General features: G+C 74.6%; 20 protein-coding genes and 1 pseudogene. 14 read left to right on the forward strand and 7 right to left on the reverse strand.

Going from position 1 to position 23,847, the window contains the following annotated elements; all coding sequences use genetic code 11:
- The first annotated feature begins 145 nt into the window (after nt 1-145).
- Together ACFVUH_RS33085 and ACFVUH_RS33090 are read left to right on the forward strand one after the other, a co-directional pair.
- The gene (locus tag ACFVUH_RS33085) at nt 146-1,489 is read left to right on the forward strand and encodes a restriction endonuclease (protein ID WP_387917176.1); all 1,344 of its coding nucleotides are present in this window, start codon (nt 146-148) and stop codon (nt 1,487-1,489) included.
- Nucleotides 1,490-1,716: 227 nt separating this feature from the next.
- Nucleotides 1,717-2,487, forward strand: coding sequence for a ZIP family metal transporter (locus ACFVUH_RS33090; RefSeq protein WP_387917212.1), 771 nt, complete (start codon nt 1,717-1,719; stop codon nt 2,485-2,487).
- Nucleotides 2,488-2,517: 30 nt separating this feature from the next.
- Here ACFVUH_RS33090 and ACFVUH_RS33095 read toward each other — a convergent pair whose 3' ends face one another.
- Nucleotides 2,518-3,423, reverse strand: coding sequence for a LysR family transcriptional regulator (locus ACFVUH_RS33095; RefSeq protein ID WP_387917177.1), 906 nt, complete (start codon nt 3,421-3,423; stop codon nt 2,518-2,520).
- Between the two features lie 109 nt (nt 3,424-3,532).
- Here ACFVUH_RS33095 and ACFVUH_RS33100 point away from each other — a divergent pair, with 109 nt between their 5' ends.
- A complete protein-coding gene (locus tag ACFVUH_RS33100; RefSeq protein WP_387917214.1) occupies nt 3,533-4,486 on the forward strand; it encodes an EamA family transporter in 954 nt (317 codons plus the stop codon).
- A gap of 124 nt (nt 4,487-4,610) precedes the next feature.
- Here ACFVUH_RS33100 and ACFVUH_RS33105 read toward each other — a convergent pair.
- Nucleotides 4,611-5,045, reverse strand: a pseudogene (locus ACFVUH_RS33105) (MarR family winged helix-turn-helix transcriptional regulator); the annotation flags it as partial.
- 63 nt (nt 5,046-5,108) lie between these two features.
- On the opposite strand from ACFVUH_RS33105, the gene ACFVUH_RS33110 reads away from it, so the two are divergent.
- Nucleotides 5,109-5,447: a DUF2218 domain-containing protein gene (locus tag ACFVUH_RS33110; RefSeq protein WP_355372174.1), complete on the forward strand. Its 339-nt coding sequence runs from the start codon at nt 5,109-5,111 to the stop codon at nt 5,445-5,447.
- On the opposite strand, the gene ACFVUH_RS33115 is transcribed toward ACFVUH_RS33110, so the two are convergent.
- Both ACFVUH_RS33115 and gabT read right to left on the reverse strand, forming a co-directional pair.
- Complete coding sequence (locus ACFVUH_RS33115) at nt 5,444-6,091, reverse strand: phosphatase PAP2 family protein (protein WP_387917179.1); 648 nt, start codon at nt 6,089-6,091, stop codon at nt 5,444-5,446. The genes ACFVUH_RS33110 and ACFVUH_RS33115 overlap by 4 nt on opposite strands.
- A gap of 451 nt (nt 6,092-6,542) precedes the next feature.
- Entirely contained in the window at nt 6,543-7,883 is a 1,341-nt protein-coding gene (gene gabT, locus ACFVUH_RS33120; protein WP_355372169.1) for a 4-aminobutyrate--2-oxoglutarate transaminase, read from the reverse strand.
- 240 nt (nt 7,884-8,123) lie between these two features.
- On the opposite strand from gabT, the gene ACFVUH_RS33125 reads away from it, so the two are divergent.
- The 3 genes from ACFVUH_RS33125 (at nt 8,124) to ACFVUH_RS33135 (ending at nt 13,532) form a co-directional block, all read left to right on the forward strand.
- A complete protein-coding gene (locus ACFVUH_RS33125; protein ID WP_387917180.1) occupies nt 8,124-10,199 on the forward strand; it encodes an ATP-binding protein in 2,076 nt (691 codons plus the stop codon).
- Nucleotides 10,200-10,361: 162 nt separating this feature from the next.
- Nucleotides 10,362-11,927 (forward strand): PucR family transcriptional regulator, encoded by a 1,566-nt coding sequence (locus tag ACFVUH_RS33130; protein ID WP_387917181.1) that lies wholly within the window; start codon nt 10,362-10,364, stop codon nt 11,925-11,927.
- Between the two features lie 162 nt (nt 11,928-12,089).
- Nucleotides 12,090-13,532: an aldehyde dehydrogenase family protein gene (locus tag ACFVUH_RS33135; protein WP_387917182.1), complete on the forward strand. Its 1,443-nt coding sequence runs from the start codon at nt 12,090-12,092 to the stop codon at nt 13,530-13,532.
- Nucleotides 13,533-13,644: 112 nt separating this feature from the next.
- Here ACFVUH_RS33135 and ACFVUH_RS33140 read toward each other — a convergent pair whose 3' ends face one another.
- On the reverse strand, nt 13,645-14,310 hold the full coding sequence (locus ACFVUH_RS33140) for an NAD(P)H-binding protein (protein WP_387917183.1): 666 nt from the start codon (nt 14,308-14,310) through the stop codon (nt 13,645-13,647).
- Nucleotides 14,311-14,399: 89 nt separating this feature from the next.
- Between ACFVUH_RS33140 and dxr the strand changes: the two genes are divergently transcribed.
- The 5 genes from dxr to ACFVUH_RS33165 all read left to right on the forward strand — a co-directional run bounded on the left by dxr (nt 14,400) and on the right by ACFVUH_RS33165 (nt 19,972).
- Nucleotides 14,400-15,629 carry a 1-deoxy-D-xylulose-5-phosphate reductoisomerase gene (gene dxr, locus ACFVUH_RS33145; RefSeq protein ID WP_387917185.1) on the forward strand — a complete coding sequence of 410 codons (1,230 nt, stop codon included), beginning with the start codon at nt 14,400-14,402 and terminating at the stop codon, nt 15,627-15,629.
- A gap of 79 nt (nt 15,630-15,708) precedes the next feature.
- Nucleotides 15,709-17,013 carry a M50 family metallopeptidase gene (locus tag ACFVUH_RS33150; RefSeq protein ID WP_387917186.1) on the forward strand — a complete coding sequence of 435 codons (1,305 nt, stop codon included), beginning with the start codon at nt 15,709-15,711 and terminating at the stop codon, nt 17,011-17,013.
- Nucleotides 17,014-17,152: 139 nt separating this feature from the next.
- Nucleotides 17,153-18,313: a flavodoxin-dependent (E)-4-hydroxy-3-methylbut-2-enyl-diphosphate synthase gene (gene ispG / locus ACFVUH_RS33155; protein WP_355372150.1), complete on the forward strand. Its 1,161-nt coding sequence runs from the start codon at nt 17,153-17,155 to the stop codon at nt 18,311-18,313.
- Between the two features lie 161 nt (nt 18,314-18,474).
- On the forward strand, nt 18,475-19,350 hold the full coding sequence (locus ACFVUH_RS33160; RefSeq protein WP_387917216.1) for a GNAT family N-acetyltransferase: 876 nt from the start codon (nt 18,475-18,477) through the stop codon (nt 19,348-19,350).
- Between the two features lie 16 nt (nt 19,351-19,366).
- Complete coding sequence (locus ACFVUH_RS33165) at nt 19,367-19,972, forward strand: GNAT family N-acetyltransferase (RefSeq protein ID WP_355372147.1); 606 nt, start codon at nt 19,367-19,369, stop codon at nt 19,970-19,972.
- Here ACFVUH_RS33165 and ACFVUH_RS33170 read toward each other — a convergent pair.
- On the reverse strand, nt 19,945-20,889 hold the full coding sequence (locus tag ACFVUH_RS33170; protein ID WP_387917188.1) for an aminoglycoside phosphotransferase family protein: 945 nt from the start codon (nt 20,887-20,889) through the stop codon (nt 19,945-19,947). The two genes, ACFVUH_RS33165 and ACFVUH_RS33170, sit on opposite strands and share 28 nt — an antisense overlap.
- 146 nt (nt 20,890-21,035) lie before the next feature.
- Entirely contained in the window at nt 21,036-21,968 is a 933-nt protein-coding gene (locus ACFVUH_RS33175; RefSeq protein WP_387917189.1) for a ferritin-like domain-containing protein, read from the reverse strand.
- Nucleotides 21,969-22,253: 285 nt separating this feature from the next.
- Between ACFVUH_RS33175 and rimP the strand changes: the two genes are divergently transcribed.
- Both rimP and nusA read left to right on the forward strand, forming a co-directional pair.
- The gene (gene rimP / locus ACFVUH_RS33180) at nt 22,254-22,775 is read left to right on the forward strand and encodes a ribosome maturation factor RimP (RefSeq protein ID WP_355372140.1); all 522 of its coding nucleotides are present in this window, start codon (nt 22,254-22,256) and stop codon (nt 22,773-22,775) included.
- 57 nt (nt 22,776-22,832) lie between these two features.
- Nucleotides 22,833-23,834, forward strand: coding sequence for a transcription termination factor NusA (gene nusA / locus ACFVUH_RS33185; protein WP_355372137.1), 1,002 nt, complete (start codon nt 22,833-22,835; stop codon nt 23,832-23,834).
- Nucleotides 23,835-23,847: the final 13 nt, after the last annotated feature.

Below are 23,847 nucleotides of genomic sequence, written 5' to 3' on the forward strand. Positions count from 1 at the left end.
CCCCCCCCCCCCCCCCCCGGGCCCGGGGGCCCCCCCCCCCCACGCCCGGGCCGCCGCGCTCACCCACCACCGCACGCTCACCGTCCAGGCCGAGCAGGAGCGGCTGACCGACCTGCTCCGGCGGGCCGCGCTGCCCGTTTCGGCCATGGACTTCGAGAGCCAGCTGCGCCGCTACGAGCCGCGCCCCTACGCGGCCGACGGTCCGGCCGCGGAGGCCGGTGAGGACCCGGAGCCGCGCTGGGAGGACTTCGCGCCCGCCGAGCCGCCCGCCGCCGACCCCGACGAGGCCCCGTCCCGCCGACTGCTCGACTCCGGCTACCAGCGCGGGCTGGCGCAGGCCCGGCTCGACCACCAGCGCGCCCTGCGCGAGTGGCGCACCCGGCAGACCGAGGCCGGAGACCCGGTCGTCGACGAGTACCGGCGCGCCCACGACGAGGCCGAACAGGCCCGGGCGCGGGCGGTGCGCGAGTACAACGAGTCCCTGGAGGAGTGCCGCCGTGCCTACCGAGAGGCCGAGCCGGCCGCCGTCGAGTCGCTGCTGGAGCGCGCCCTCGCCGCCGCCGAGACCCACACCCAGGACCTGCCGGCGCCCTGCCGCGCCGTCTACCGGCCGCTGACCCGCACCGCCGTGCTCGACCTGGACCTGCCGGCCCTCGACGTGGTGCCCTCGCTGACCGGCTACCGGCTCGGCCCGGACGGCGAGGCACTCCCGGTGCCGCGCCCGCCGGCGGACCGGGCCGCCGACTACCTGCGGCTGGTCGCCCGGCTCGCCCTGCGCGCCCTGCAGGCCGCCGACGCCGTCGACACCGACGAGATCCTCGCCGGGGTCGTCCTCAACGGCTGGCTGCGCGAGCCCGGCGCGGCCGAGCCGCTCTGCCTGGTGAGCGTGGACGCGGACCGCGACGCGCTGGCCCGCACCAGGCTGCTGCCGCCCGCCGACCCCGAGGAGGAGCCCGACGGCGAGGGCGTCTACGCCGACGCCGAGCAGGACGAGGCCCTGGTCCGGCTGCGCCAGCTCGGCGCCGCCGTCAGCCCCGACCCGTACGGGTGGGTGGGCGTGGAGCCGGCCGCGCAGGCGGCGGCCACCGTCCCCGCCGCGCCCGACCTGTCGGCGAACGAGTTCGCCCAGCTGGTCCGGGAACTGCTCACCCGGGGCGGGCTCGGCCAGTGGAGCGTGCGGCTGCGCGGCCCGGCCGGGCTGGTCGCCACCGGCGAGGGACCGACCGGCAGCGCGCTGCCCGGCCGCTGGGTGGTCTGGGCCTCGCGGACCGCCGGGCCGGTGGGGGAGGAGGAGATCCGCACGCTGGCGGACGCGGTCCGCGAGGAGTCGGCCGAGCGCGGCCTGCGGCTGACCACCGGCCACTTCACCGACGGGGCGCTCGACCTCACCGGCGAGGACGGGCACCGCCACATCCACCTGGTGGACGGGGACGGCGTGCGCGAGCTGGCGCGCACCCACCTCGGCCTGCCGCTCGCCGCCGGGCGCTGAGCCGGCCGCCGGTCGGCGCGGGTCGGTCGGTGTGCGGCTGGCTCACCCCGACGGACCGTCCGGCGGGCGCCGCCGCGCGGGCTGCACGACGCTGGGGGACACGGCCGTCCGGCCACGGTCGGCGGCAGGCCCGGGGACGGCGGAACACGGGGGAGACGAGTGGACGGACGGCCCGTCAGGGCGGAGGCGCGGTGACCGCGGTCCTGGTCGCCGCAGGGGCCTTCCTGATGACGCTGATCGGCGGCTGGGTCGCGCAGCGCACCGGCGACCGCCGCCACCTGGTGCTCGGCTTCGCCGCCGGGCTGATGCTCGGAGTGGTCGCCTTCGACCTTCTCCCGGAGGCGCTGCACCAGGCACCCGAGGAGATCCACGGGGTGCCGCAGGCGCTGCTGATGTTCGCGGCCGGCTTCCTGGCCATCCACATCGTCGAGCGGGCGGTGGCCATCCACCGGGGCCACGAGGGGGAGTACGCCGAGCACACTCACGGCCAGCGGCCCGCGCAGGTCGACGGCCACGCCCACGGGCATGCCCACGGTCGCGCCCGGGCCGGCGGCGACGGGCGCCAGGGCATCGGCCTGACCGCGGCCTTCGCCCTGGTCGGGCACAGCGTCATGGACGGCTTCGCGATCGGCGCGGCCTTCCAGGCCGGGACGACGGTCGGGACGGTGGTGGCGGTCGCCGTGGTCGCGCACGACTTCGCCGACGGCTTCAACACCTACACGATCACCCGGCTCTACGGGAACAACAGGCGGCGGGCGCTGACCCTGCTCGCGGCGGACGCGCTGGCGCCGGTCACCGGTGCCGCGATCACCCTGCTGTTCACCATCCCCGAGCACCTGCTCGGCCTCTACCTGGGCTTCTTCGCCGGGTTCCTGCTCTACCTGGCGACCTCCGACATCCTGCCCGAGGCGCACAGTCCGCACCCCTCGCGGACCACACTGCTCTGCACCCTCGGCGGGGTGGGCTTCATGTGGCTGGTGATCGGCCTCGCCGGCTGACGCGGTGCCGGCCGTCCGCCGGCCAGGACGTCAGTTGTCCAGGGCGTCCCACCGGGCCCGCATCGCGGCCAGCGCCTCGGTGATCGCCGGGCGTCGCGAGGCCTGGGAGCGCCAGAGCGCGAACACCCGCCGGGCCGGCTCGGGCACCACCGGGCGGGCGACCACCCCCGGCGGCAGCGCGGCCCGCCCCAGCCGCGGCACCAGCCCGACGCCCAGCCCCGCCGCGATCAGCGCGATCTGCGTCTCGAACTCGCCGACCTGGTAGTGCACGTCCGGCTCCTCGCCGGCCTCGCGCAGCGTCCGGACCAGCCAGTCGTGGCAGATGTTGCCCGACGGCACACTGGTCCACCGCTGCCCCGGCAGCCGCTCCACCGGCACCACCGCGAGCCCGGCCAGCGGGTGGCCGGCGGGCACCAGCAGGTCCACCGGGTCCGCACCGAGCTCCATCCGGGACAGGCCTTCCTGGAGCGGCAGCGGGACCGTCGGCCAGTCCTGGACGAGCGCCAGGTCGACCTCCCCGCGCGCCACCAGTTCGGCCGCCGGGTACGGGTCGCTCTCCAGCAGCCGCACGTCCAGGTCAGGGCAGCGTTCGCGCAGGTCGGTCAGCACGCCCGGCAGCAGCCCGCGCGCGGCGGTCGCGAAGGCGGCCACCAGCAGCCGTCCGACCGCCTGGCCGCGCTGCTCCTCCAGCCGTACCTCGGCCCGCTCCACCAGTCCCAGCACCGCCTGCGCGGTGGCGGCCAGTTCGCGCGCCGCGTCGGTCAGCACCACCCCGCGGCCCTGGCGCTCCAGCAGCACCGTCCTGGTCTCCCGCTCCAGCTTGGCGATCTGCTGGGAGACGGCGGAGGGCGTGAAGCCGAGGGCGGCGGCCGCCCCGCCGACCGAGCCGTGCACCGCCACCGCGTGCAGCGCCCGCAGGCGCGCCAGATCCATCATGAAGCCATGCTAAAGCGTGGCCTTCAGTATTCATCGCTGGTGCTACACGGTGGGCGGCGGCCATCCTCGTCCCATGAGCACACCCCCGCAGGCCGCCCCGGGAGGCGGCATGAGTCCGCGTCACATCGCCCTGGCCGTCCTGGTGGCCGCCGTCTGGGGGCTCAACTTCGTCCTCATCCACGTCGGCCTGGAGAACTTCCCCCCGCTGCTCTTCTGCGCCCTGCGGTTCGCGGTGGTCGCGGTCCCGGCGGTCTTCCTGGTCGGCCCGCCCAAGGTCGCCTGGCGGTGGGTGCTCGCGGTCGGCGTGGTGCTCGGGGTGGTCAAGTTCGGCCTGCTCTTCCTCGGCATGCACGCCGGGATGCCGGCCGGCCTCTCCTCCCTGGTGCTCCAGGGGCAGGCCGTCTTCACCGCGCTGTTCGCCGGAGTCCTGCTGGGCGAGCGGCCCGGCGGGCAGCGGCTGCTCGGCCTGGCCGTCGCCTTCGCCGGGATCGGCCTGAGCGCCGTCGACCGCGGCCTCGACGGGCCGCTCGGCGCCTTCGCCCTGCTGGTGCTCGCCGCCGCGGCCTGGGGCCTGTCCAACGTGCTGACCCGCAAGGCCGCCCCGCCGGACGCGCTGCGCTGGATGGTCTGGGTCAGCGCCGTCCCGCCGCTGCCGCTGCTCGGCCTCTCGCTGCTGGTCGAGGGCCCGGACGCCGACCTGCGGGCGCTGCGCGGGATCGGCCTCGCCGGACTCGGCGCGATCGGCTACGTCGGGCTGGTCTCCACCCTGTTCGGCTTCGTCGCCTGGAGCTACCTGCTGCGGAGCTACGACGCCACCGCCGTCGCGCCCTACTCGCTGCTGGTGCCGGTGTTCGGGATGTCCTCGGCGTGGCTGCTGCTCGGCGAGTCCGTCGGCCCGCTCGCCGTCGGCGCCGCGGTGCTGGTGGTCGTCGGCATCGGGATCACGGCGCTGCGCCCGGGGACGCTGTCCGGCGCGGCGTGGCGGTGGGCGCGCTTGTCGCCGCGTACCCGGACTCGGCGGTCCGCAACGCCTGCAGCAGCGCCTCCTGCTCGGCGGGGCTGACCGGGCCGAAGTACTCCTGGGCCACCTCGTGCCGGACCTGGCCGATCCGCTCCACCGCCGACCGGCCGGCCGCCGTCAGCAGGATCCGCACAGCGCGGCGGTCGGCCGGGTCCGGGGCCCGTTCGACCAGGCCGGCCTCCTCCAGGGCGTCGACCACCGTGGTGGCCGAGCGCGGGGCGATGTGCAGCCGGTCGGCCAGGTCGCTCAGCCGCATCGCGCGGTCGGGGAGCTCGCAGCCGGGGGCGTGCGCGAGGGCCCGCAGGGCGCGGCCCTGGCCGGGGGTGATGCCGTAGGGCTCCAGCCGCTCGCTGGTGCGGCGGCGGATCCGCTTGATCGCCCGGGTCATCGCGTCGGCCAGCTCGGCCGCGGTGTCCGGGGCCGTGGTGCTGCCCGGGGCGGCGGTGCTGTCCGGGGCGGCCGCCGGGTCCGCGGCGGGGGAGGAGCTCGCGCCGTCGTCGGTCGGCGTGGTGGTCATGGGCGGCTCTCCTCGGCAGGCGTTCGACCAAGGGTATCGGCCGGTCCGCAGGCGCTCGGAAAAATGTTGAGCAAGGCTCAGCATCTGCGTTAGCGTAGGTCGTGAGTGAGGGCACCCTAAGTTCCCTCCCCCGACCCTGGAGGGCCCGTGCCCCGCTCCGAAGCCCGCGTCGCCACCGACCGTTCCGCCCGCTACGCCAAGCAGCTCGCCGCCCACATGGGCCGCAAGATCCAGGCCGACTGGTCCGAGGAGACCGGCCGCGGCACCCTCGTCTTCGGCGCCGGCACCGCCACCCTGGAGGCCGCCCCCGACGCCCTGCTGCTCACGGTCGAGGGCGAGCGCGAGAACCTGCCCGGCCTGGAGGACGTCGTCGGCCGCCACCTGGTCCGCTTCGGCGCCCGCGACGAACTGGTCGTCGAGTGGCGGCGTGACAACGGCGAGCCCGGCCTCGTCCACCGCAACGACGAGGCCCCGGCCGAGGGTTAGGACCTGTCCCCCGGATCCTTGCCCGGGCGGCCGGTGAACGGCCACCGGGCGAGGGCCCACATGACCAGACCGCCCAGGCACCAGCCGGCCACCACGTCCAGCAGCCAGTGGTAGTCGCTCCACACCAGCCCGAGTCCGACACCCGCCGCCAGCAGCGCCGCGCCGGCGCCGAGCCCCCGGCGCGCCCGGGGGCCGGCCGCCCGGGCCAGCAGCAGCGCCGCCACCCCGAACCCGAGGGTGGCGGTCACGGTGTGGCCGGACGGGTACCAGCCCCACTGGTCCGCCGCCAGCGGCAGCCCGAACGGGCCGGGCCGCGCGAACCACGCCTTCGCCGGCACCACCAGCAGCGGGATCAGCCCGGCCGTCAGCACCGCCACCGGGACCGGCAGCCACCAGCGCGCGAAGCCCGCCCGCCACTCCCGCCAGGCCGCCACCGCCCCGCCGAGGAGCAGCACCGGCACCGCCACCGAGCCCCCGCCCAGGTCGGAGAACGCCTTGCCGAGGTGGTTGAGCAGGGTGCTGTGCAGGGTGTGCCGCACGTCCCGGACGGTGTGCCGGGTCCAGCGGTCCAGGCCCAGCAGCGGCCCGTCCACCGCGACCTGCCAGGACACCAGCACCAGGACCACCCCGAGGACCACCGGCACCGCCGGATGGGCGAGAACGCGAGGCAGCCGCCCCGGAGCAGGGGGGAGAGCTCCGGGGCGGCCCTGATGATCGCCGTTCCGTGCGCCCCGGGGGGTGTGGGTCGGACGGCCGGTCGATCGGCTTTCGGTGTGTGCCGCCCCTGGCGGGACGGCCTGGTTGTCCTCGCGGCCCACGCGCGGAGCCGTCCCGGAGGACGGTGCCGCGGACGGATCCGCCCATGGCTGGGGCTCGCTGTCCATCTGTGATGACACTACGTCAAGGTCCGTACGGGGTAGTGGAGCTTCAGCGATTCCGCACACCATCTTCACCGTCCGCGCCGGTGGCGTCACGCCGGGTTCGAACCGAACGGCCCGTGAGGACGAGGTCCCCACGGGCCGTTCAGCGCTGTCCGGACATCCCTCCGGCGGGTCTTCGGTGCGGCGCCGGTCGCTACCGCGGCCGCGGGCCGGCTCAGAGGGCGGCGAACGCGCCCTCGAGGATGTCCAGGCCCTCGTTCAGCAGGTGCTCCGGCATCACCAGCGGCGGCAGGAAGCGCAGCACGTTGCCGTAGGTGCCGGCGGTCAGCACGACCAGGCCCTCGGCGTGGCAGGCCTTGGCGATGGCCGCGGTGGCCTCGGTGTTCGGCTCCTTGCCGCCCGGCTTCACCAGCTCGACGGCGATCATCGCGCCGCGGCCGCGGACCTCACCGATGATCTCGTACTTCTCCTGCATCGCCCGCAGACGGCCCAGCATGATCTCGCCGATCCGCTGCGCCTTGCCGACGAGGTCCTGCTCCTTCATGGTCTCGATGGCGCCCAGCGCGGCGGCGCAGGCCACCGGGTTGCCACCGTAGGTGCCGCCCAGGCCGCCGGTCTGCGCGGCGTCCATGATCTCGGCGCGGCCGGTCAGCGCGGACAGCGGCAGACCGCCGGCGATGCCCTTGGCGGTGGTGATCAGGTCCGGGACGATGCCCTCGTCCTCGCAAGCGAACCACTGGCCGGTGCGGCAGAAGCCGGTCTGGATCTCGTCCGCGACGAACACGATCCCGTTCGCCTTCGCGAACTCCACGATCGCCGGCAGGAAGCCCTTGGCCGGCTCGATGAAGCCGCCCTCGCCCTGGATCGGCTCGATGATGATCGCGGCGACGTTCTCGGCGCCGATCTGCTTGTTGATGGTGTCGATCGCCTGGGCGGCGGCCTCGGCGGCGCAGTTCTCCGCACCGGTCAGCCAGCGGTAGGGGTAGGCGACCGGCACCCGGTAGACCTCGGGGGCGAACGGACCGAAGCCCTGCTTGTACGGCATGTTCTTCGCCGTCAGCGCCAGGGTGAGGTTCGTACGGCCGTGGTAGCCGTGGTCGAACACCACGACGGCCTGGCGCTTGGTGTAGGCGCGAGCGATCTTCACCGCGTTCTCGACGGCCTCGGAGCCCGAGTTGAACAGCGCGGTGCGCTTCTCGTGGTCGCCCGGGGTCAGCTCGTTGAGCTGCTCGGCCACGGCGACGTAGCCCTCGTACGGGGTCACCATGAAGCAGGTGTGGGTGAAGGCGGCCAGCTGCTCGGTCGTCTTCGCCACCACGGCCTCGGCGCTGTTGCCGACGTTGGTCACGGCGATGCCGGAGCCGAAGTCGATCAGCGAGTTGCCGTCCACGTCCTCCAGCACACCGCCGTTGGCACGGGACACGTACACCGGCAGGGTGGTGCCGACGCCGGCCGCCACCGCACCCAGCTTGCGGGCGTGCAGCTCCTGCGACTTCGGACCGGGGATCGCGGTGACCAGGCGGCGCTCCTGCGGGAGCGGCGTTGCGGCGCTCATGGGTTTCTCCAGACTTCTCGGCTCGGTAGTTCGCAGGCTACGGGGGCGCTCTCCGGGCGGGCATGCGCCACTCGGTAGCACTGGGCCGTCCGACTTGTCCGGGGCGGCCAGCGCGGCCGACGCCACGACCGGCCGCCTTCGCTCCACTACATTGAGCGCGGGCGTGTCGCCGGGGCGGCGGCATGGGTATGGGCGGCACCGACGGTGGTCGGGCCGTCGGGCGAGGGAGCGGGGCCGTACATGGGACTGGACGGGGCACGGAGCCACAGCGAGCGGACCACCGCCACCCCCCACAGCCCACCGCCCACCGCGATGCCCCACCCACGCTCCCCGGCCGGCGCGGCCTTCGACCTCGCCGCCTGGGTCGCCGCCCCGCGGCCGGAGGCCGCCCCCGGGGTTTTCCGCGAGGGGTACCGGCAGCTCGACCCCGACCGGGCGGAGGCGGCCAAGGTGCCTACCTGGCCCCTCCTGCTGCGCGCGGGCCTGAACGCGGTGGTGGGGTGGCTGGCGTACGTCTACGGGGTCGAGTTCGCCAAGTACGGGACGACGCTCATCGGCGTCCTGCCGACCCGTTCGGCATTCGTCGCGGTCTCGGTCGTCCTCACACTCAACGTGCTGGTCGCGGGCATCGTCATCAAGGTCTTCGGGCGGATGGGCCGGTGGGTGGAGGTGTGGCGGCGGTATGCGGTGCCGCTGCTGTCGCGGACGGTGACGGAGGAGGAGCCCGCGTCCGTGGAGGAGCGGGCGGAGGCGGTGCGGCAGCGGGATCCGTGGGCGGTGCTGCGGCAGGGCGGGGCGGCGGTCGCGGCCGGGCGGCTGGACGGCGAGGCGGTCGGGGACGTCGACTACGTGCGGATCCAGCGGGCGTGGGAGTCGGCCCAGGCGGACCGGGCCTTCCTGCCGGCCTTCGCCGAGCAGGTGTCGCTGCGCGGCGCGGCCGCGTTCGCGCACCCGTCGGAGGCGCGCGAGCTGCCGGGGCGGGCGGAGCGGCACGACCTGCTGCTGGCTCAGGTGCGGCTCGGTACCGCGCAGGACGTGCCGAAGAACCCGTTGACCCACCGGGCGGCGGGCTTCGCGCTGGACCCGGCGGTGCTGGGCACCTCGCTGCTGGCGGTGGGCCCGGCCGGGACGGGGAAGACGGCGCGGCTGGCCCGTCCGGTGGCGGAGGCGCTCTGCCTGCAGGCGCTGGCCGGGACGGCGTGCGCGGTGGTGATCGGGTCGGCGGAGGCGGATCTGGGGCCGGACGACTGGTACGACGTGGTGATCGCCCCGGGGCACGCCGGGTCCCGCTACGGGCTGGACCTGTACGGCGCGGCGCAGGACCCGGACGAGGCGGCGGCCCGGCTGGCGGAGGCGCTGCTGCCGGACGAGCTGACGGCGCGCGCCGAGACGGCGCGCACGGCGCTGCAGCAGATGGTGGGCCCGTTCCACGCCGCGTTCGGCCGCTACCCGGGGGTGCGCGAGCTGCGGGTGCTGCTCGCCGGGGAGCCGGAGGCGCTGGAGTCGCTGGTGAAGGGGTTGCGCGCGGCGGGCCGGCTGGGCTCGTACGAGCGGGACCTGGAGCACCGGGAGCGCCAGCGCGGCCGGGCGGACGATCCGGGGGCGCTGCTGGCGGACCGGCTGGCGCTGCTGGACCGGCCGGCCTTCGAGGGGGTGTTCGCGACCGACGGCACGGGCCGGCCGCCGTTCGCGATGCGGGTGCTGGACCACCCGCTGCGGGTGCGGGTGAAGCTGCCCGAGCGTAGTCACCCGGAGGCGGCGCGGATGCTGTCGCGGCTGCTGGTGGGCCAGTTCGTGCAGGCCGCGGGGGCCCGGGGGGACCGGTCGCTGTTCGCCGGGCTGGTGGTGGACGACGCCTCGGCGGCCCTGGACGCCGGGATCGTGCGCGGGCTGCAGCGGCTGCGCGGGGCGAACGCCGGGGTGGTGCTGCTGCTGCGTACGCTGGTGGACCTGCCGGAGGCGCTGCGGGCGCCGCTGTTCGGCGCGGTGGGCTGCCGGGCGGCGTTCCCGGGCATCGCGCCGTGGGACGGCCGGCTGTTCTCGGAGGCCTGGGGCACGCACCTGGTGCGGGAGACGGCGGTGACGCTGGCGCCGGACACCTCGGGCGGGATCGTGCGGCGGGCCGGGCGGCTGGGCCGCAAGGCGCTGTCGGGGACGACCGCGCAGACGGAGTCGGTGACCACGCGGGAGGTGGAGCGGCTGCGGTGGTCCCCCTCGGACCTGGCGCACGCGCTGCCGGCCGGGCATGCGGTGCTGTCGCTGACGGCGGTGTCGGGGGAGCAGGTGCCGCCGCTGCTGGTGGACCTGCGGGGTTGAGGGCCTCGGGCGGAACTCGCCGTTAAAGCTCGCCTTCGAGGTGGATTCAGCAGTGCGGGTTGTCCGGGGCGTCCATAATGAGAGGTGGGATTCCCCCCAGGACCCCCAGCCCTCTCTCGCCCGGCCGCAACGGCGCGGTCGGGTCGTTCCCTCGAAGGTGCCATGCCCCCCACACTTGCCTCCGTCGTCCGCAACACCTCGCTCCATCTGACGGTCCTCGCCGGTGCGGACCACCTGGAGCGGCCGGTCCGCTGGGTGCACACCAGCGAGCTGGACGACCCGACGCCGTTCCTGGAGGGTGGTGAGCTGCTGCTCACCACCGGGATCAAGCTCGGCCGTACCGCCGCCCGGTTGCAGGCGTACGTGCACCGGCTGGCCGACGCGGGGGTGGTCGGGCTCGGGCTGGGGGTGGGCCTGTCGCACACCGAGGTGCCGCAGCCGCTGGTGGACGCCGCGGCGCAGCGCGGGCTGCCGCTGCTGCGGGTGCCGGAGCCGACGCCGTTCATCGCGATCAGCAAGGTGGTGTCGGCGGCGCTGGCCGCCGAGCAGTACGAGGCGGTGACGACCAGCTTCGAGGCGCAGGAGGAGCTGACCCGGGCCGCGCTGGGCAAGGACGGCACGACGGCGGTGGTGCGGCGGCTGGCGGCCCGGCTGGGCGGCTGGGCGGCGCTGTACGACGGGTCGGGCGCGCTGTCGGTGGTGGCGCCGGACTGGGCGGCGCGCCGGGCCGGGCGGCTGGCGGCGGAGGTGGACCGGCTGCGGCGGCGGCCGGCGCCGTCGAGCGCGGCGCTGCAGGGCCGCGCGCCGGGGATAGACACGGCGGACGAGGACTACGTGGTGGTCCAGTCGCTGGGGGCGGACCGGCGGGCCCGGGGGTTCCTGGCGGTGGGCACCGAGGACCGGATCACGCCGACCGAGCGGTACGTGCTGAACGCGGCGGTGGCGCTGCTGACGCTGACCCTGGAGCGGTCGCGGGAGCTGCGGCAGGCCGAGGAGAAGATGGGCGCCGCGCTGCTGCGGATGGTGCTGGCCGGTGAGGTGGCGACGGCGCGGCAGGTGGCGGCGGGTCTGTTCGGGGGGCTGCCGGAGGGGACCGTCCGGGTGCTGGTGGCCGGGGCGCCGCAGGGGGCGGACGCCGGGGAGGCGCTGGGCGAGCTGGGCGACCGCGCCGAGCAGGCCGGGTCGCGGGTCGGCGAGAAGCTGCTGGTGGCGCGGGAGGACGGCGCGCACGGGGCGCGGCTGATGGTGCTGGCGCTGGACAACGGCGCGGTGCACCGGGCGTGCCTGGGCGCGGTGGAGGAGCACGAGGGCCTGTCGCTGGGCGTGTCGGCGCCGGCCGCGCTGGAGGACGCCGGGACGGCGCACGCGCAGGCCGAGCGGGCACTGGCGGTGGCGCTGCGCGGCGGGCGTCGTTCGGTGGACCACGAGGAGGTCGGCGCGGGCTCGCTGTTGCCGCTGCTCGGCGAGGACGCCGTGACGGCCTTCGCGGAGGGCCTGCTGCGGCCGTTGCGGGAGCACGACCGTACGGCGCGCGGTGATCTGGTGGCCTCGCTGCGGGCGTGGCTGTCGCGGCACGGGCAGTGGGACGCGGCGGCGGCCGACCTCGGGGTGCACCGGCACACCCTGCGGTACCGGATGCGGCGGGTGGAGGAGCTGCTGGGACGGTCGCTGGACGACACCGACGTCCGGATGGAGCTCTGGCTGGCGCTGCGCTCCGGCGAGGAGTGAGCGTCGTGCGGTGGGGCCGGGCGGGGCTGGACGCAGTGGAGTGGCCGTGGGGGCGAACGCTACTCGGTGTCCAATCCGGTCGGCGCGCCGCCCGTCCTACCCTCGGTTCTGGCTCCACGTCCGTGGGGTCGTGAGGACGACGAGGAGAGGGCCGGTACCACGGTGACCACCACGTACGATTTCTGGCTGGCCGGCCGCCGGGCGAGCGGCGACGCCGACTTCGAGGTGCACAACAGCTGGGACGGCCGCCTGGTCGGCAAGGTGAGCATCCCCACCGAGGCGCAGGTCGAGGAGGCCCTGGAGGCCGCCGTCGCCGCGCTGCCGGTGTTCGCCGCGACCCCCGCGCACGTGCGCACCGCCGCCCTGGACCACGTGGCCCGGCGGCTGACCGAGCGCACCGAGGAGATCGCCCAGCTGATCACCGCCGAGAACGGCAAGCCGATCAAGTGGGCCCGCGGTGAGGTCGGCCGCGCCGTCTCGGTGTTCCGCTGGGCGGCCGAGGAGGCCCGCCGGACCAACGGCGAGACCATGCGCCTGGACACCGACCCGGGCGGCACGGGCCGCTTCGCGGTGGTGCGTCGCTTCCCGCGCGGCGTGGTGCTGGGCATCGCCCCGTTCAACTTCCCGCTGAACCTGGTCGCCCACAAGATCGCCCCGGCGATCGCGGTCGGCGCCCCGATCATCCTCAAGCCGGCCCCGGCCACCCCGCTGTCGGCCATGGTGCTGGGCGAGATCCTCGCCGAGACCGGGCTGCCGGCCGGTTCGTGGAGCGTCCTGCCGGTGCCGAACGACCGGATGCCGGCCCTGGTGCAGGACCCGCGTCTGCCGGTGATCTCCTTCACCGGTTCGGACAAGGTCGGCTACCAGATCATGGACTCGGTGCCGCGCAAGCACACCACCCTGGAGCTGGGCGGCAACGCGGCGGCCGTGGTGCTCGCCGACTGGTCCTCCGAGGCGGACCTGGAGTGGGCGGCCACCCGGATCGCGATGTTCGCCAACTACCAGGGCGGCCAGTCCTGCATCTCGGTGCAGCGGGTGATCGCCGACGCGTCGGTGTACGACGCGCTGGCCGAGAAGGTCGTCGCCAAGGTGCGGGCCCAGGTCACCGGTGACCCGAACGACGACGCGACGGACGTCGGCCCGCTGGTCGACGAGAACGCCGCCAAGCGGGTGGAGTCCTGGGTGGACGACGCGGTCGCCAAGGGCGCGAAGCTGCTCACCGGCGGCACCCGCGAGGGCGCGACCTACGCTCCGACCGTGCTGGCCGAGCTGCCGGCCGACGCGATCCTGGCCACCTCCGAGGTGTTCGGCCCGGTCCTGTCGCTGCACAAGGTGGACGGCGTGGACGAGGCCTTCGCCGCCGTCAACGACTCGCTGTTCGGCCTGCAGGCGGGCGTGTTCACGCACGACCTGCAGACCGCCTTCCGCGCCCACCAGGAGCTGGAGGTCGGCGGTGTGATCATCGGCGACGCGCCGTCCTACCGCGCCGACCAGATGCCGTACGGCGGCGTCAAGGACTCCGGCGTCGGCCGCGAGGGCGTCCGCTACGCGATGGACGACTACACCGTCGAGAAGGTCCTGGTCCTCACCGGCCTCGCCCTCTGACGATGACGTGAGCGAGGGCCCGGCCGCCGTGTGCGGCCGGGCCCTCGCGCATGCGCGGGGTCACCGCGGGTCCGCAGCGGGGCGGACGGGGTCGCGACAGGGCCGGGCGCGGTCAGGTGTGGCCGCCGGCGGCCGCGACGGCCTCGGCCACGGTGGCGTCGCCGCCGACCAGCTCCAGGGTCTGCCCGGCGGTGCCGGGCTCGTGCAGCAGGGCGGCGAGCACGGCGGCGACGTCCTGCCGGTCGACGGAGCCGCGCGGCACGCTCGCCGCGAGCCGGACCCGCCCGGTGCCCGGGCCGTCGGTGAGGCGCCCGGGGCGCAGCACCGTCCAGTCCAGCGCGCCGCGGGCCCGGACGGCGTCCTCGGCGGCGCCCTTGGCCCGCAGATAGGTCTCGAAGACCTCGTCGGACGGGTACCGGGCCCGGGCGTCGGCGCCCATCGAGGAGACCAGGAGGTAGCGGCGCACGCCCGCCAGCACGGCGGCGTCGGCGAGCAGCACGGCCGCGTCCCGGTCGACGGTGAGCTTGCGGGCGGCGCCGCTGCCCGGTCCGGCCCCGGCTGCGAACACCACGGCGTCGGCGCCGTCGAGCAGCGGGGCGAGTTCGGCCGCGGCGGCCGTCTCCAGGTCGAGCAGCAGCGGTTCGGCCCCGGCCGCGACGAGGTCGTCGGCCTGTCCGGGGCGGCGGATGATCCCGGCGGGGCGGTCGCCGCGGTCGGTGAGCAGCCGTTCCAGGCGGCGGGCGATCTGTCCGTGGCCCCCGGCGATGACGATGCGCATGGCTCCGACGGTAGCCCGGGGGCGCGTCCGGCGCCCCGGGAACGGTCCCGTGGTGCCGGGCCGGGGGCCGGGCAGGACACAATGGGCGCATGACTTCGCTCGCCCACCCGCAGCTGCGGTTCACCCCCGAGGTGAACACCCCTTCCGGCCCCCGGGAGCTGGTGATCCTCGGCTCCACCGGTTCGATCGGCACCCAGGCCATCGACGTGGTCCTGCGCAACCCGGACCGGTTCCGGGTGGTGGCCCTGTCGGCGGCCGGCGGCCGGGTGGAGCTGCTCGCCGAGCAGGCGCTGCGGCTGGGCGTGCACACCGTGGCGGTGGCCGATCCGGCGGCCGGGCCGGCGCTGCGCGAGGCGCTGGCGGCGAAGGCGGCGGGCCGTGCGCTGCCGGCCGTGCTGGTCGGTCCGGACGCGGCGACCGAGTTGGCGGCGATGGAGTGCCACTCGGTGCTGAACGGCATCACCGGCTCGATCGGCCTGCGCCCGACGCTGGCGGCGCTGCGGGCCGGCCGGGTGCTGGTGCTGGCCAACAAGGAGTCCCTGATCGTCGGCGGTCCGCTGGTGAAGGCGGCCGCGCAGCCGGGGCAGATCGTACCGGTGGACTCGGAGCACGCCGCGCTGTTCCAGGCGCTGGCCGGCGGCACCCGGGCGGAGGTCCGCAAGCTGGTGGTGACGGCGAGCGGCGGCCCGTTCCGCAACCGCGGCCGCGCCGAACTGGCGGGCGTCACCCCGGCCCAGGCGCTGGCGCACCCGACCTGGGCGATGGGCCCGGTCGTCACGATCAACTCGGCCACCCTGGTGAACAAGGGCCTGGAGGTGATCGAGGCGCACCTGCTGTACGACGTGCCGTTCGACCGGATCGAGGTCGTGGTCCATCCGCAGTCGGTCGTCCACTCGATGGTGGAGTTCACGGACGGCTCCACGCTGGCGCAGGCGAGCCCGCCGGACATGCGGATGCCGATCGCGCTGGGACTGGGCTGGCCGGACCGGGTGCCGGACGCGGCCCCGGCCTGCGACTGGACCAAGGCGGCGACCTGGGAGTTCTTCCCGCTGGACGACGACGCCTTCCCGGCGGTCGAGCTGGCCCGCGAGGTCGGCACGCTGGGCGGCACCGCCCCGGCGGTGTTCAACGCGGCCAACGAGGAGTGCGTGGACGCCTTCCTGAACGGCCGCCTCGCCTTCACCGGGATCGTGGACACTGTGGCGAAGGTCGTGGCGGAGCACGGCACGCCGGTGGCGGGAACTTCGCTGACGGTCGAGGACGTCCTGCACGCGGAGGACTGGGCGCGCGCCCGGGCCCGCGAGCTGGCCGGGGGCTGATCCGGGACCGCCCGGACGGCACCGCCGGACGACCGGTACGACGACAGGATGAGCGGAGTGGCATGACGGAGGAGCAGCGGTGGCAACGGTGATGACGGTGGTCGGCATCCTGGTCTTCGTACTGGGACTGCTCGTTTCGATCGCCTGGCACGAGCTCGGCCACCTCTCCACGGCCAAGCTGTTCGGCATCCGGGTGCCGCAGTACATGGTCGGCTTCGGCCCGACGGTCTGGTCGCGGAAGAAGGGCGAGACCGAGTACGGCCTCAAGGCCGTTCCGCTGGGCGGGTACATCCGGATGATCGGGATGTTCCCGCCCGGTGCGGACGGGCGGATCACCCAGCGCTCCACCTCGCCCTGGCGGACCATGATCGAGGACGCCAGGGAGGCCTCCTACGAGGAGGTCAAGGAGGGCGACGAGAACCGGCTCTTCTACACGCGCAAGCCCTGGAAGCGCGTGATCGTCATGTTCGCCGGGCCATTCATGAACCTGATCCTCTCCTTCGGGCTCTTCCTGACGGTGATGATGGGCTTCGGCGTCCCGATGTCGGTGCCGACCATCGGCACCGTCTCGGAGTGCGTGGTGAAGGCCGGCCAGCCGACCGACACCTGCCCGGCGGACGCGCCCGTGGCGCCCGCCTTCCAGGCCGGGCTGAAGCCGGGCGACAAGGTGGTCTCCTTCGACGGCGACCGGATCACCACCTACGAGCAGCTCCAGGGCGACATCCGCAAGTCGGCCGGCAGGACGGTCGAGGTGGTGGTCGAGCGCGGCGGGCAGCAGCTCACCCTCACCCCGACCATCGCCGTCAACGACGTGCAGAAGTACGACGACAACGGCGTGCCGGTCAAGGGCGAGACGGTGCGGGCCGGCTTCCTCGGCTTCACCCCGACCAGCGGCGTGGTCCAGCTCGGCTTCGGGCAGTCCGTCGACCGGATGTACGACATGGCGCAGAACGGCGTGAAGTCGCTCGCCGCGCTGCCCGGCAAGATCCCGGGCCTGTGGCACTCGGTGGTGGACGGCACCCCGCGCGAGTCCGACTCGCCGATCGGCATGGTCGGTGCCGCCCGGGTCAGCGGCGAGGTGTTCGCGCTGGACATCCCGGGCAGCCAGCGGGTCGCCTACTTCGTCAACCTGCTCGCCGGGATCAACCTCTCGCTGTTCCTCTTCAACATGCTGCCGCTGCTGCCGCTGGACGGCGGCCACATCGCGGGAGCGGTCTGGGAGTCGGTGCGCCGCCGCTTCGCCGCCCTCTTCCGCCGTCCCGACCCCGGCCCGTTCGACGTGGCCCGGCTGATGCCGCTCGCCTACGTCGTGGCCAGCGTGTTCATCGGCTTCACCCTGCTGGTGCTGGTGGCCGACCTGGTGAACCCCGTCAAGATCAGCTAGGGCGGGGGCCGGTGGGTGCGCGGGCGCCCGTTGCCGTGCCGTACCGTTGGAGCCCGGGCGTGCGATCGTCGGCGCGTCCGGGCCCGGCCGTCCCAGCGGCCGGACCGACCACACCTCAACCCCGGGGAACCCTGCGCACATGACCGCGATCTCGCTCGGTATTCCGTCTCTGCCGCTCAAGCCGCTCGCCAAGCGCCGTGTCTCCCGTCAGATCATGGTCGGCAACGTCCCGGTCGGCGGCGACGCCCCCGTCTCGGTGCAGTCCATGACGACCACGGTGACCTCGGACATCAACGCCACGCTGCAGCAGATCGCGGAGCTCACCGCGTCCGGCTGCCAGATCGTGCGGGTCGCCGTCCCCTCCCAGGACGACGCCGACGCACTGCCGATCATCGCCAAGAAGTCGCAGATCCCGGTGATCGCCGACATCCACTTCCAGCCGAAGTACGTCTTCGCGGCCATCGACGCCGGCTGCGCCGCGGTCCGCGTCAACCCGGGCAACATCAAGGCCTTCGACGACAAGGTCGGCGAGATCGCCAAGGCGGCCAAGGACGCCGGCGTGCCGATCCGGATCGGCGTCAACGCCGGCTCGCTCGACAAGCGCCTGCTGGAGAAGTACGGCCGGGCCACCCCCGAGGCGCTGGTCGAGTCCGCGCTCTGGGAGTGCTCGCTCTTCGAGGAGCACGACTTCCGCGACATCAAGATCTCGGTCAAGCACAACGACCCGGTCGTGATGATCAACGCCTACCGCCAGCTCGCCGCCGCCTGCGACTACCCGCTGCACCTCGGTGTCACCGAGGCCGGTCCGGCCTTCCAGGGCACCATCAAGTCCGCGGTCGCCTTCGGCGCGCTGCTCGCCGAGGGCATCGGCGACACCATCCGGGTCTCGCTGTCCGCCCCGCCGGCCGAGGAGATCAAGGTCGGCAACCAGATCCTGGAGTCGCTGGGCCTGCGCCAGCGCGGTCTGGAGATCGTCTCCTGCCCGTCCTGCGGCCGCGCCCAGGTCGACGTCTACAAGCTCGCCGAGGAGGTCACGGCGGGTCTGGAGGGCATGAACGTGCCGCTGCGCGTCGCCGTCATGGGCTGCGTCGTCAACGGTCCGGGCGAGGCGCGCGAGGCCGACCTCGGTGTCGCCTCCGGCAACGGCAAGGGCCAGATCTTCGTCAAGGGCGAGGTCATCAAGACCGTCCCCGAGTCCAAGATCGTGGAGACCCTGATCGAGGAGGCGTTCAAGATCGCCGAGCAGATGGAGGCCGAGGGCGCCGAGTCCGGCGCTCCGACCGTCACCGCCGGCGAGTGACCCGGCCCGGTACCGGGGGTGCCGGGCCGTCCGAAAGTCTTCCGGAAGCGGGGCCGTCCGTGCGCGGGCGGCCCCGCGGCCGTAGCCGGGTGGGGGCACGGAGTAGGGTGCGGCCAGAGTCGTCTCAGTAAGGTGCTGTCTCGATGCTCGATCGAGGTGTGATGCTCCCCAGCTCGTTCCAGGCCGCGCGCGCCCTGGCGACCACCCGCGTGCTGGAACCGCCGGACCTCGCCGACGCGCTCGCCGTCCTCCACCGCGACCCGGTCGCCAACGCCTTCGTGGCCACCCGGGTGGAGGCCGTCGGCCTCGACCCGTGGCGGCTCGGCGGCGAGATGTGGGGCTGGTACGACGAGCACGGCGAACTCGACGCGCTCTGTTACGCGGGGGCCAACCTGGTCCTGGTGAACGCCGGGCCGCAGGCGGTCCAGGCCTTCGCCGAGCGCGCCCGCAGACAGGGGCGCCGCTGTTCCTCCATCGTGGGCCCGGCCGGGCCCACGTCGGCGCTGTGGGCGCTGCTGGAGCGCAGTTGGGGGCCGGCCCGGGAGGTGCGGGCGCACCAGCCGCTGATGTCGACGAGCGTGCCGTCCGCGGAGATCTCGCCGGATCCGCTGGTGCGGCGGGTGCGGCGCAACGAGATCGAGACCCTGATGCCGGCCTGTGTGGCGATGTTCACCGAGGAGGTCGGGGTCTCTCCGCTGGCCGGCGACGGGGGGCTGCTCTACCAGGCCCGGGTCGCCGAACTCGTCTCCACCGGGCGCTCGTTCGCCCGGTTCGGGGAGGCGGGGGAGGTCGTGTTCAAGGCCGAGATCGGGGCCGTCACGGCGGGGGCCTGCCAGATCCAGGGGGTCTGGGTGGCGCCCGAGCAGCGGGGGAAGGGGCTCTCCGAGATCGGGATGGCGGCGGTGCTGGACGTCGCGCTGCGGGAGGTGGCGCCGGTGGTCTCGCTGTACGTCAACGACTACAACCTGCGGGCGCGGGCCGCGTACCGGCGGGTGGGGTTCCGGGAGGTCGGGGCGTTCATGAGCGTGCTGTTCTGAGGGGCGGGAATCGGGCATGGAGCGGCTGACGGGTGTGACGGTCGAGGCCATCGACCTTGCGGTGTGGGCTCCGCAGGCCCTTGAGGTCCAGGCGGTGGCGTTCGGGCTCACGCCGGAGGAGGTCATGGTCCGGCTGCACATCGTCGGGCGGCATGCGCAGCAGCCGGGGGTGATCGCGCTCGGGGCGTTCAGCGGGGGCGAGGGGATGGCTGGGCGGGGGCGGTTGGTGGGGTTCGGGTACGGGATGCCCAACCACCGGGAGCACTGGTGGAGCACGGTGATCGAGCCCTATCTGGTCGCCCGGGGGTACGGGGACTGGCTGGACGGCGTCTTCGCGGTCACCGAGTTGCACGTGCTGCCGGAGTACCAGGGGCGGGGGGTCGGCTCGGCGCTGATCCGCACGCTGACCGGGCTCTCCGGGATGGACCGCAGCATCCTCTCCGCGATCGACGCCGAGACGCCGGCCCGGCGGCTCTACCGGTCCCTGGGGTACCGGGACCTCGCGCGGGCCGTGCACTTTCCGAACACGGAGCGGCGGTACGCGGTGATGGGGGCGCCGTTGCCGTTGCGGGAGGCCGGCGGGGCCGGGCCCGCTCAGAGCGCGCCGGCGAACTCCAGGTAGAGCTCGGCCTCGGGGCGGCGGCCGGCGGCGAGGGCGGTCAGGGCGAGGTCGACGGCACGGACCAGGGTCCAGCCGCGGAGGCGGTCGCGGTCGACGTCCAGGGCTTCGGCGAGTTGGTGCAGCCGGCGGCGGAGGGCGGCGGGGAGGCCGGGGGAGCCGACGAGGGTGTCCGCGCGGTCCAGGGCGAGGCGGGCCAGGTCGTAGGCGCGTTCGCCGACCAGGGGGCGGGGGGCGATCGCCAGCCAGGGGGCGCGGTCGGCGGCGAGGACGTTGCCGTGGTGGAAGTCGCCGTGGAGGAGGAACTCCTCGGTGGCGGAGGCGGTGAGGGAGGTGGCGGTTTCCCTGGCCTCGGTGAGGAGGGGGGTGGCTTCGTCGGGGAGGGCGGGGAGTTCGTCGGGGACCGTGGGGACGGTGTCGGGGAGGGTGGGGAGCGGGAGGGACGAGGGGGACGAGGGCGAGGGGGACGAGGGGAGGGGGAGCCAGAGGCGGTGGAGGAGGCTGGTGGCTTCCAGCATGGCCTTGGGTTCGGCGAGGGAGCGGAGCGGGATCTCGCCGTGGAGGCGTTCCAGGAGGAGGACGCTGGCGGTGGGGGTTTGGTGGGCGTCGAGCAGGAGGACGGCGCCGCGGCCGGCCCAGGTGGTGAGGGCTTCGGGCTCGTGGGCGGTTTCGGGGGTGCGGAGGGAGACCTTGAGGGCGGCCGGGGTGAGGTCGTCGTCGCGGTGGACGTAGGCGACCAGGCCGAGGGTGCCGCCGGGGTCCAGGACGCGGTCCAGGGTGAGGCCGAGGCGGGTGAGCTGGGCGGAGACGAGGGCGGGCAGTTCGGCCAGCCAGCTGGTCGCCTCGGCGGGGTGGGCGGCGGTGATGCTGCGGGTGAGCCAGTCGGGGACGGTGATCCGTCCTGGTGCTGGTGCCGACATGGTGGCCTTCCGGTCGCGGGTCCCCTGGGGCGGTACGGGTTCATTGTCCGTTATGGGAAGGATGGGGGGTGGCGGCGCGGGGTGGGGGCGGGCGGGGTGGTGCGGGTGAGTTTTCTGCGGGCGCGCGGCTTGGCTCGCGCGCCCGGTCAGGGGGCGGTGCTGGGGGCGGGGGAGCTGGGGAGGCCGGGGAAGGGGGTGGGGGCGGCGCCCCAGTGGTGGGCGCGGAGGGCGGAGTCGCGGAGGGCGTCGGCCGCGAGGAGGCGGTGGGGGGTGGGGGCGGCGGCGACCAGGTCGGCGTAGACGGTGGTGAGGCGGGTTTCCAGGTGGGCGGCGAGGCGGGTGGCGGCGGGGGCGTCGGTGACCGGGAAGGGGAGCTGGTAGCCGGCGGCCGCGGCGGTGGGGGTGGCGCCGCTGGTGGCGAGGAGGCGCTGCCAGGCGTCGCGGCGGGACTGGTGGGCGGCCAGGGTGGTGCGGGCGTCGGTGCGCTGCTGGTCGTCGGTGAGGCGGGCGCCGACCACGCCGTAGCCGTAGACGGCGGCGTGTTCGGCGCTCAGGGCGTCCTGGAAGGCGGTGGCCGGGTCACCGGCGGGGGTGGGGGAGGGGGTTGAGGCGGCGGGGGCGCCGGGGTCGCCGAGGGCTGCGGCGTGCAGGACGCCGGCGGTGGAGACGGAGGCCAGCAGGCGGGCCAGTGGGGGGGAGGCGGCGTCCAGGTCGGCGAGGCGGGACTGGGCGGTCTGGCGTTCGAGGGCGGCCAGGGCGGTGAGGGTGGTGGGGGCGCTGCTGGGTGGGGCGGTGACGGTGGGGGGTGCGGTGGTGGTGGGCTGGAGGGCGGCGCGGTGCTGGGCGACCTCGGCGCGCAGCGGCTGGAGCTGGGGGGCCTGGGGGAGGAGGGCGTCGTAGCCGGCCAGGAGGGTGTCGGTGGCGGCGACGGCGCGCAGCCGGATCGGCTCGTCCGGGTCGGGGCGGCGGGCGGCGCCGGCCGGGGGGGTGCCGTGGGGCTCGGTGCAGGCGGTGAGGGCTGTGCCGGCGGTGACGAGCAGTCCGAGGGTGAGGAAGGTCCGTCGGCTGCGCGGCTGCATGGGTGTCACTCCGGGGCGTGTACGGGAGGACGGCCTGCCCGCCTGCCCTCGTTGGCGTGAATGATTACAGAATCCTTACGTCTGTGGGGGCCGATCGAGTTGTCGGTGAGGGGTGTGAGCTTGCTCGCACCGGGTGCGGCGGCGCCGGGGCCGGAATCGGTGGTTGGGGGGTTCACCGGCTAGGCTTTGGGCCGAGCTGCCGCGACCCGGCCGCGCGCCGTACCGGCGCCGGGGGTGCGGGGCGACCTTCCGACAACAGCAGACGCGGCCGAGGAGTCCACCCGGATGAGCACCACCCACATCGACCGGCTGCGCGCGTTGCTGGAGCCGCTGGCCGCGCAGGCGGGCCTGGACCTGGAGGACGTCAAGGTCACCCAGGCGGGCAGCCGCCGCCAGGTGCAGATCGACGTGGACGCCGACGGCGGCGTGGACCTGGACACCATCGCCGAGTTCAGCCGGGTGGTCGGCGAGGCCCTGGACGAGTCGGACGTGATGGGTTCCGGGGCGTACGTCCTGGAGGTCGGCTCGCCCGGCGCTGAGCGTCCGCTGAGCGTGCCGCGGCACTGGATCCGCGCCGAGGGCCGGCTGGCCAGGATCCACCTGGTGGACGGCGGGGAGATCGTCGCCCGGGTGCTGGAGGCGGACGAGGACGGCGCGCTGGTCGAGGTGCAGCCGGTGAAGGGCCGCGGCCGGCCCAAGGAGCGCCGGCTGGAGTACGGCGAGGTCGCCCGGGCCCGGGTCCAGGTGGAGTTCAACCGCAAGGACGACGAGCTGCTGCTCGACGAGGGGGACGACGGTGCGGAGTGACGACCTGCGCACCGACCGCACCATGATGAACGTGACGAAAGACGAGGAGGCGTAGCCGTGGACATCGACATGAGTGCCCTGCGCACGCTGGTCAGCGAGAAGAACATCCCCTTCGGCCTCGTGGTCGAGTCGATCGAGTCGGCCCTCCTCACCGCGTACCACCGCACCGAGGGCTCGCGCCGCCGCGCCCGGGTCGAGCTGGACCGCAAGACCGGCCACGTGACGGTCTGGGCGACCGAGGACGCGTCGGAGCTGGAGGAGGGTGTCGAGCCGAAGGAGTTCGACGACACCCCGAGCGGTTTCGGCCGGATCGCCTCCAGCATCGGCATGCAGGTGATGATGCAGCGGCTGCGTGACGCCGCCGACGACCAGACCTTCGGCGAGTACGCGGGCAAGGAGGGCGACATCGTCACCGGTGTCGTCCAGCAGGGCAACGACCCGAAGAACGTGCTGGTCGACATCGGCAAGCTGGAGGCCATCCTCCCGCCGCAGGAGCAGGTCCCGGGCGAGGACTACCGCCACGGCACCCGGCTGAAGTGCTACGTCGTGGCCGTGCGCCGTGGTGTGCGCGGCGCGTCGGTGACGCTGTCGCGCACCCACCCGAACCTGGTGAAGAAGCTGTTCGCGCTGGAGGTCCCGGAGATCGCGGACGGCAGCGTGGAGATCGCGGCGATCGCCCGTGAGGCCGGCCACCGGACCAAGATCGCGGTCTGGTCGCGCCGCCAGGGGCTGAACGCCAAGGGCGCCTGCATCGGCCCGATGGGCTCCCGGGTGCGCGCGGTGATGGGCGAGCTGCACGGCGAGAAGATCGACATCGTCGACTGGTCGGAGGACCCGCGCGAGATGGTCGCCGCCGCGCTGTCCCCCGCCCGGGTGACCAGCGTGGAGATCGTCGACGCCGCCCAGCGCTCCGCGCGGGTGATCGTGCCGGACTACCAGCTGTCGCTGGCGATCGGCAAGGAGGGGCAGAACGCCCGTCTCGCGGCCCGGCTCACCGGGTGGCGGATCGACATCCGGCCGGACACCGAGGGTGGCGAACAGGAATCCGCGACCCCGTAGTCGTTGTTGTCCG

Origin of the sequence: Kitasatospora sp. NPDC058032 (assembly GCF_042885845.1) — a bacterium.
Lineage (GTDB): Bacteria > Actinomycetota > Actinomycetes > Streptomycetales > Streptomycetaceae > Kitasatospora.

Coding starts and splice junctions, on each gene's coding strand:
- ACFVUH_RS33165 (WP_355372147.1), top strand. CDS start 19,367: ATGGAGCGGCTGACGGGTGTGACGGTCGAGGCCATCGACCTTGCGGTG.
- ACFVUH_RS33175 (WP_387917189.1), bottom strand. CDS start 21,968: ATGCAGCCGCGCAGCCGACGGACCTTCCTCACCCTCGGACTGCTCGTC.
- rimP (WP_355372140.1), top strand. CDS start 22,254: ATGAGCACCACCCACATCGACCGGCTGCGCGCGTTGCTGGAGCCGCTG.
- dxr (WP_387917185.1), top strand. CDS start 14,400: ATGACTTCGCTCGCCCACCCGCAGCTGCGGTTCACCCCCGAGGTGAAC.
- gabT (WP_355372169.1), bottom strand. CDS start 7,883: ATGAGCGCCGCAACGCCGCTCCCGCAGGAGCGCCGCCTGGTCACCGCG.
- ACFVUH_RS33125 (WP_387917180.1), top strand. CDS start 8,124: ATGGGACTGGACGGGGCACGGAGCCACAGCGAGCGGACCACCGCCACC.
- ACFVUH_RS33170 (WP_387917188.1), bottom strand. CDS start 20,889: ATGTCGGCACCAGCACCAGGACGGATCACCGTCCCCGACTGGCTCACC.
- ACFVUH_RS33085 (WP_387917176.1), top strand. CDS start 146: ATGGACTTCGAGAGCCAGCTGCGCCGCTACGAGCCGCGCCCCTACGCG.
- ACFVUH_RS33140 (WP_387917183.1), bottom strand. CDS start 14,310: ATGCGCATCGTCATCGCCGGGGGCCACGGACAGATCGCCCGCCGCCTG.
- ACFVUH_RS33130 (WP_387917181.1), top strand. CDS start 10,362: ATGCCCCCCACACTTGCCTCCGTCGTCCGCAACACCTCGCTCCATCTG.
- ispG (WP_355372150.1), top strand. CDS start 17,153: ATGACCGCGATCTCGCTCGGTATTCCGTCTCTGCCGCTCAAGCCGCTC.
- ACFVUH_RS33160 (WP_387917216.1), top strand. CDS start 18,475: ATGCTCCCCAGCTCGTTCCAGGCCGCGCGCGCCCTGGCGACCACCCGC.
- ACFVUH_RS33100 (WP_387917214.1), top strand. CDS start 3,533: ATGAGTCCGCGTCACATCGCCCTGGCCGTCCTGGTGGCCGCCGTCTGG.
- ACFVUH_RS33090 (WP_387917212.1), top strand. CDS start 1,717: ATGACGCTGATCGGCGGCTGGGTCGCGCAGCGCACCGGCGACCGCCGC.
- ACFVUH_RS33095 (WP_387917177.1), bottom strand. CDS start 3,423: ATGATGGATCTGGCGCGCCTGCGGGCGCTGCACGCGGTGGCGGTGCAC.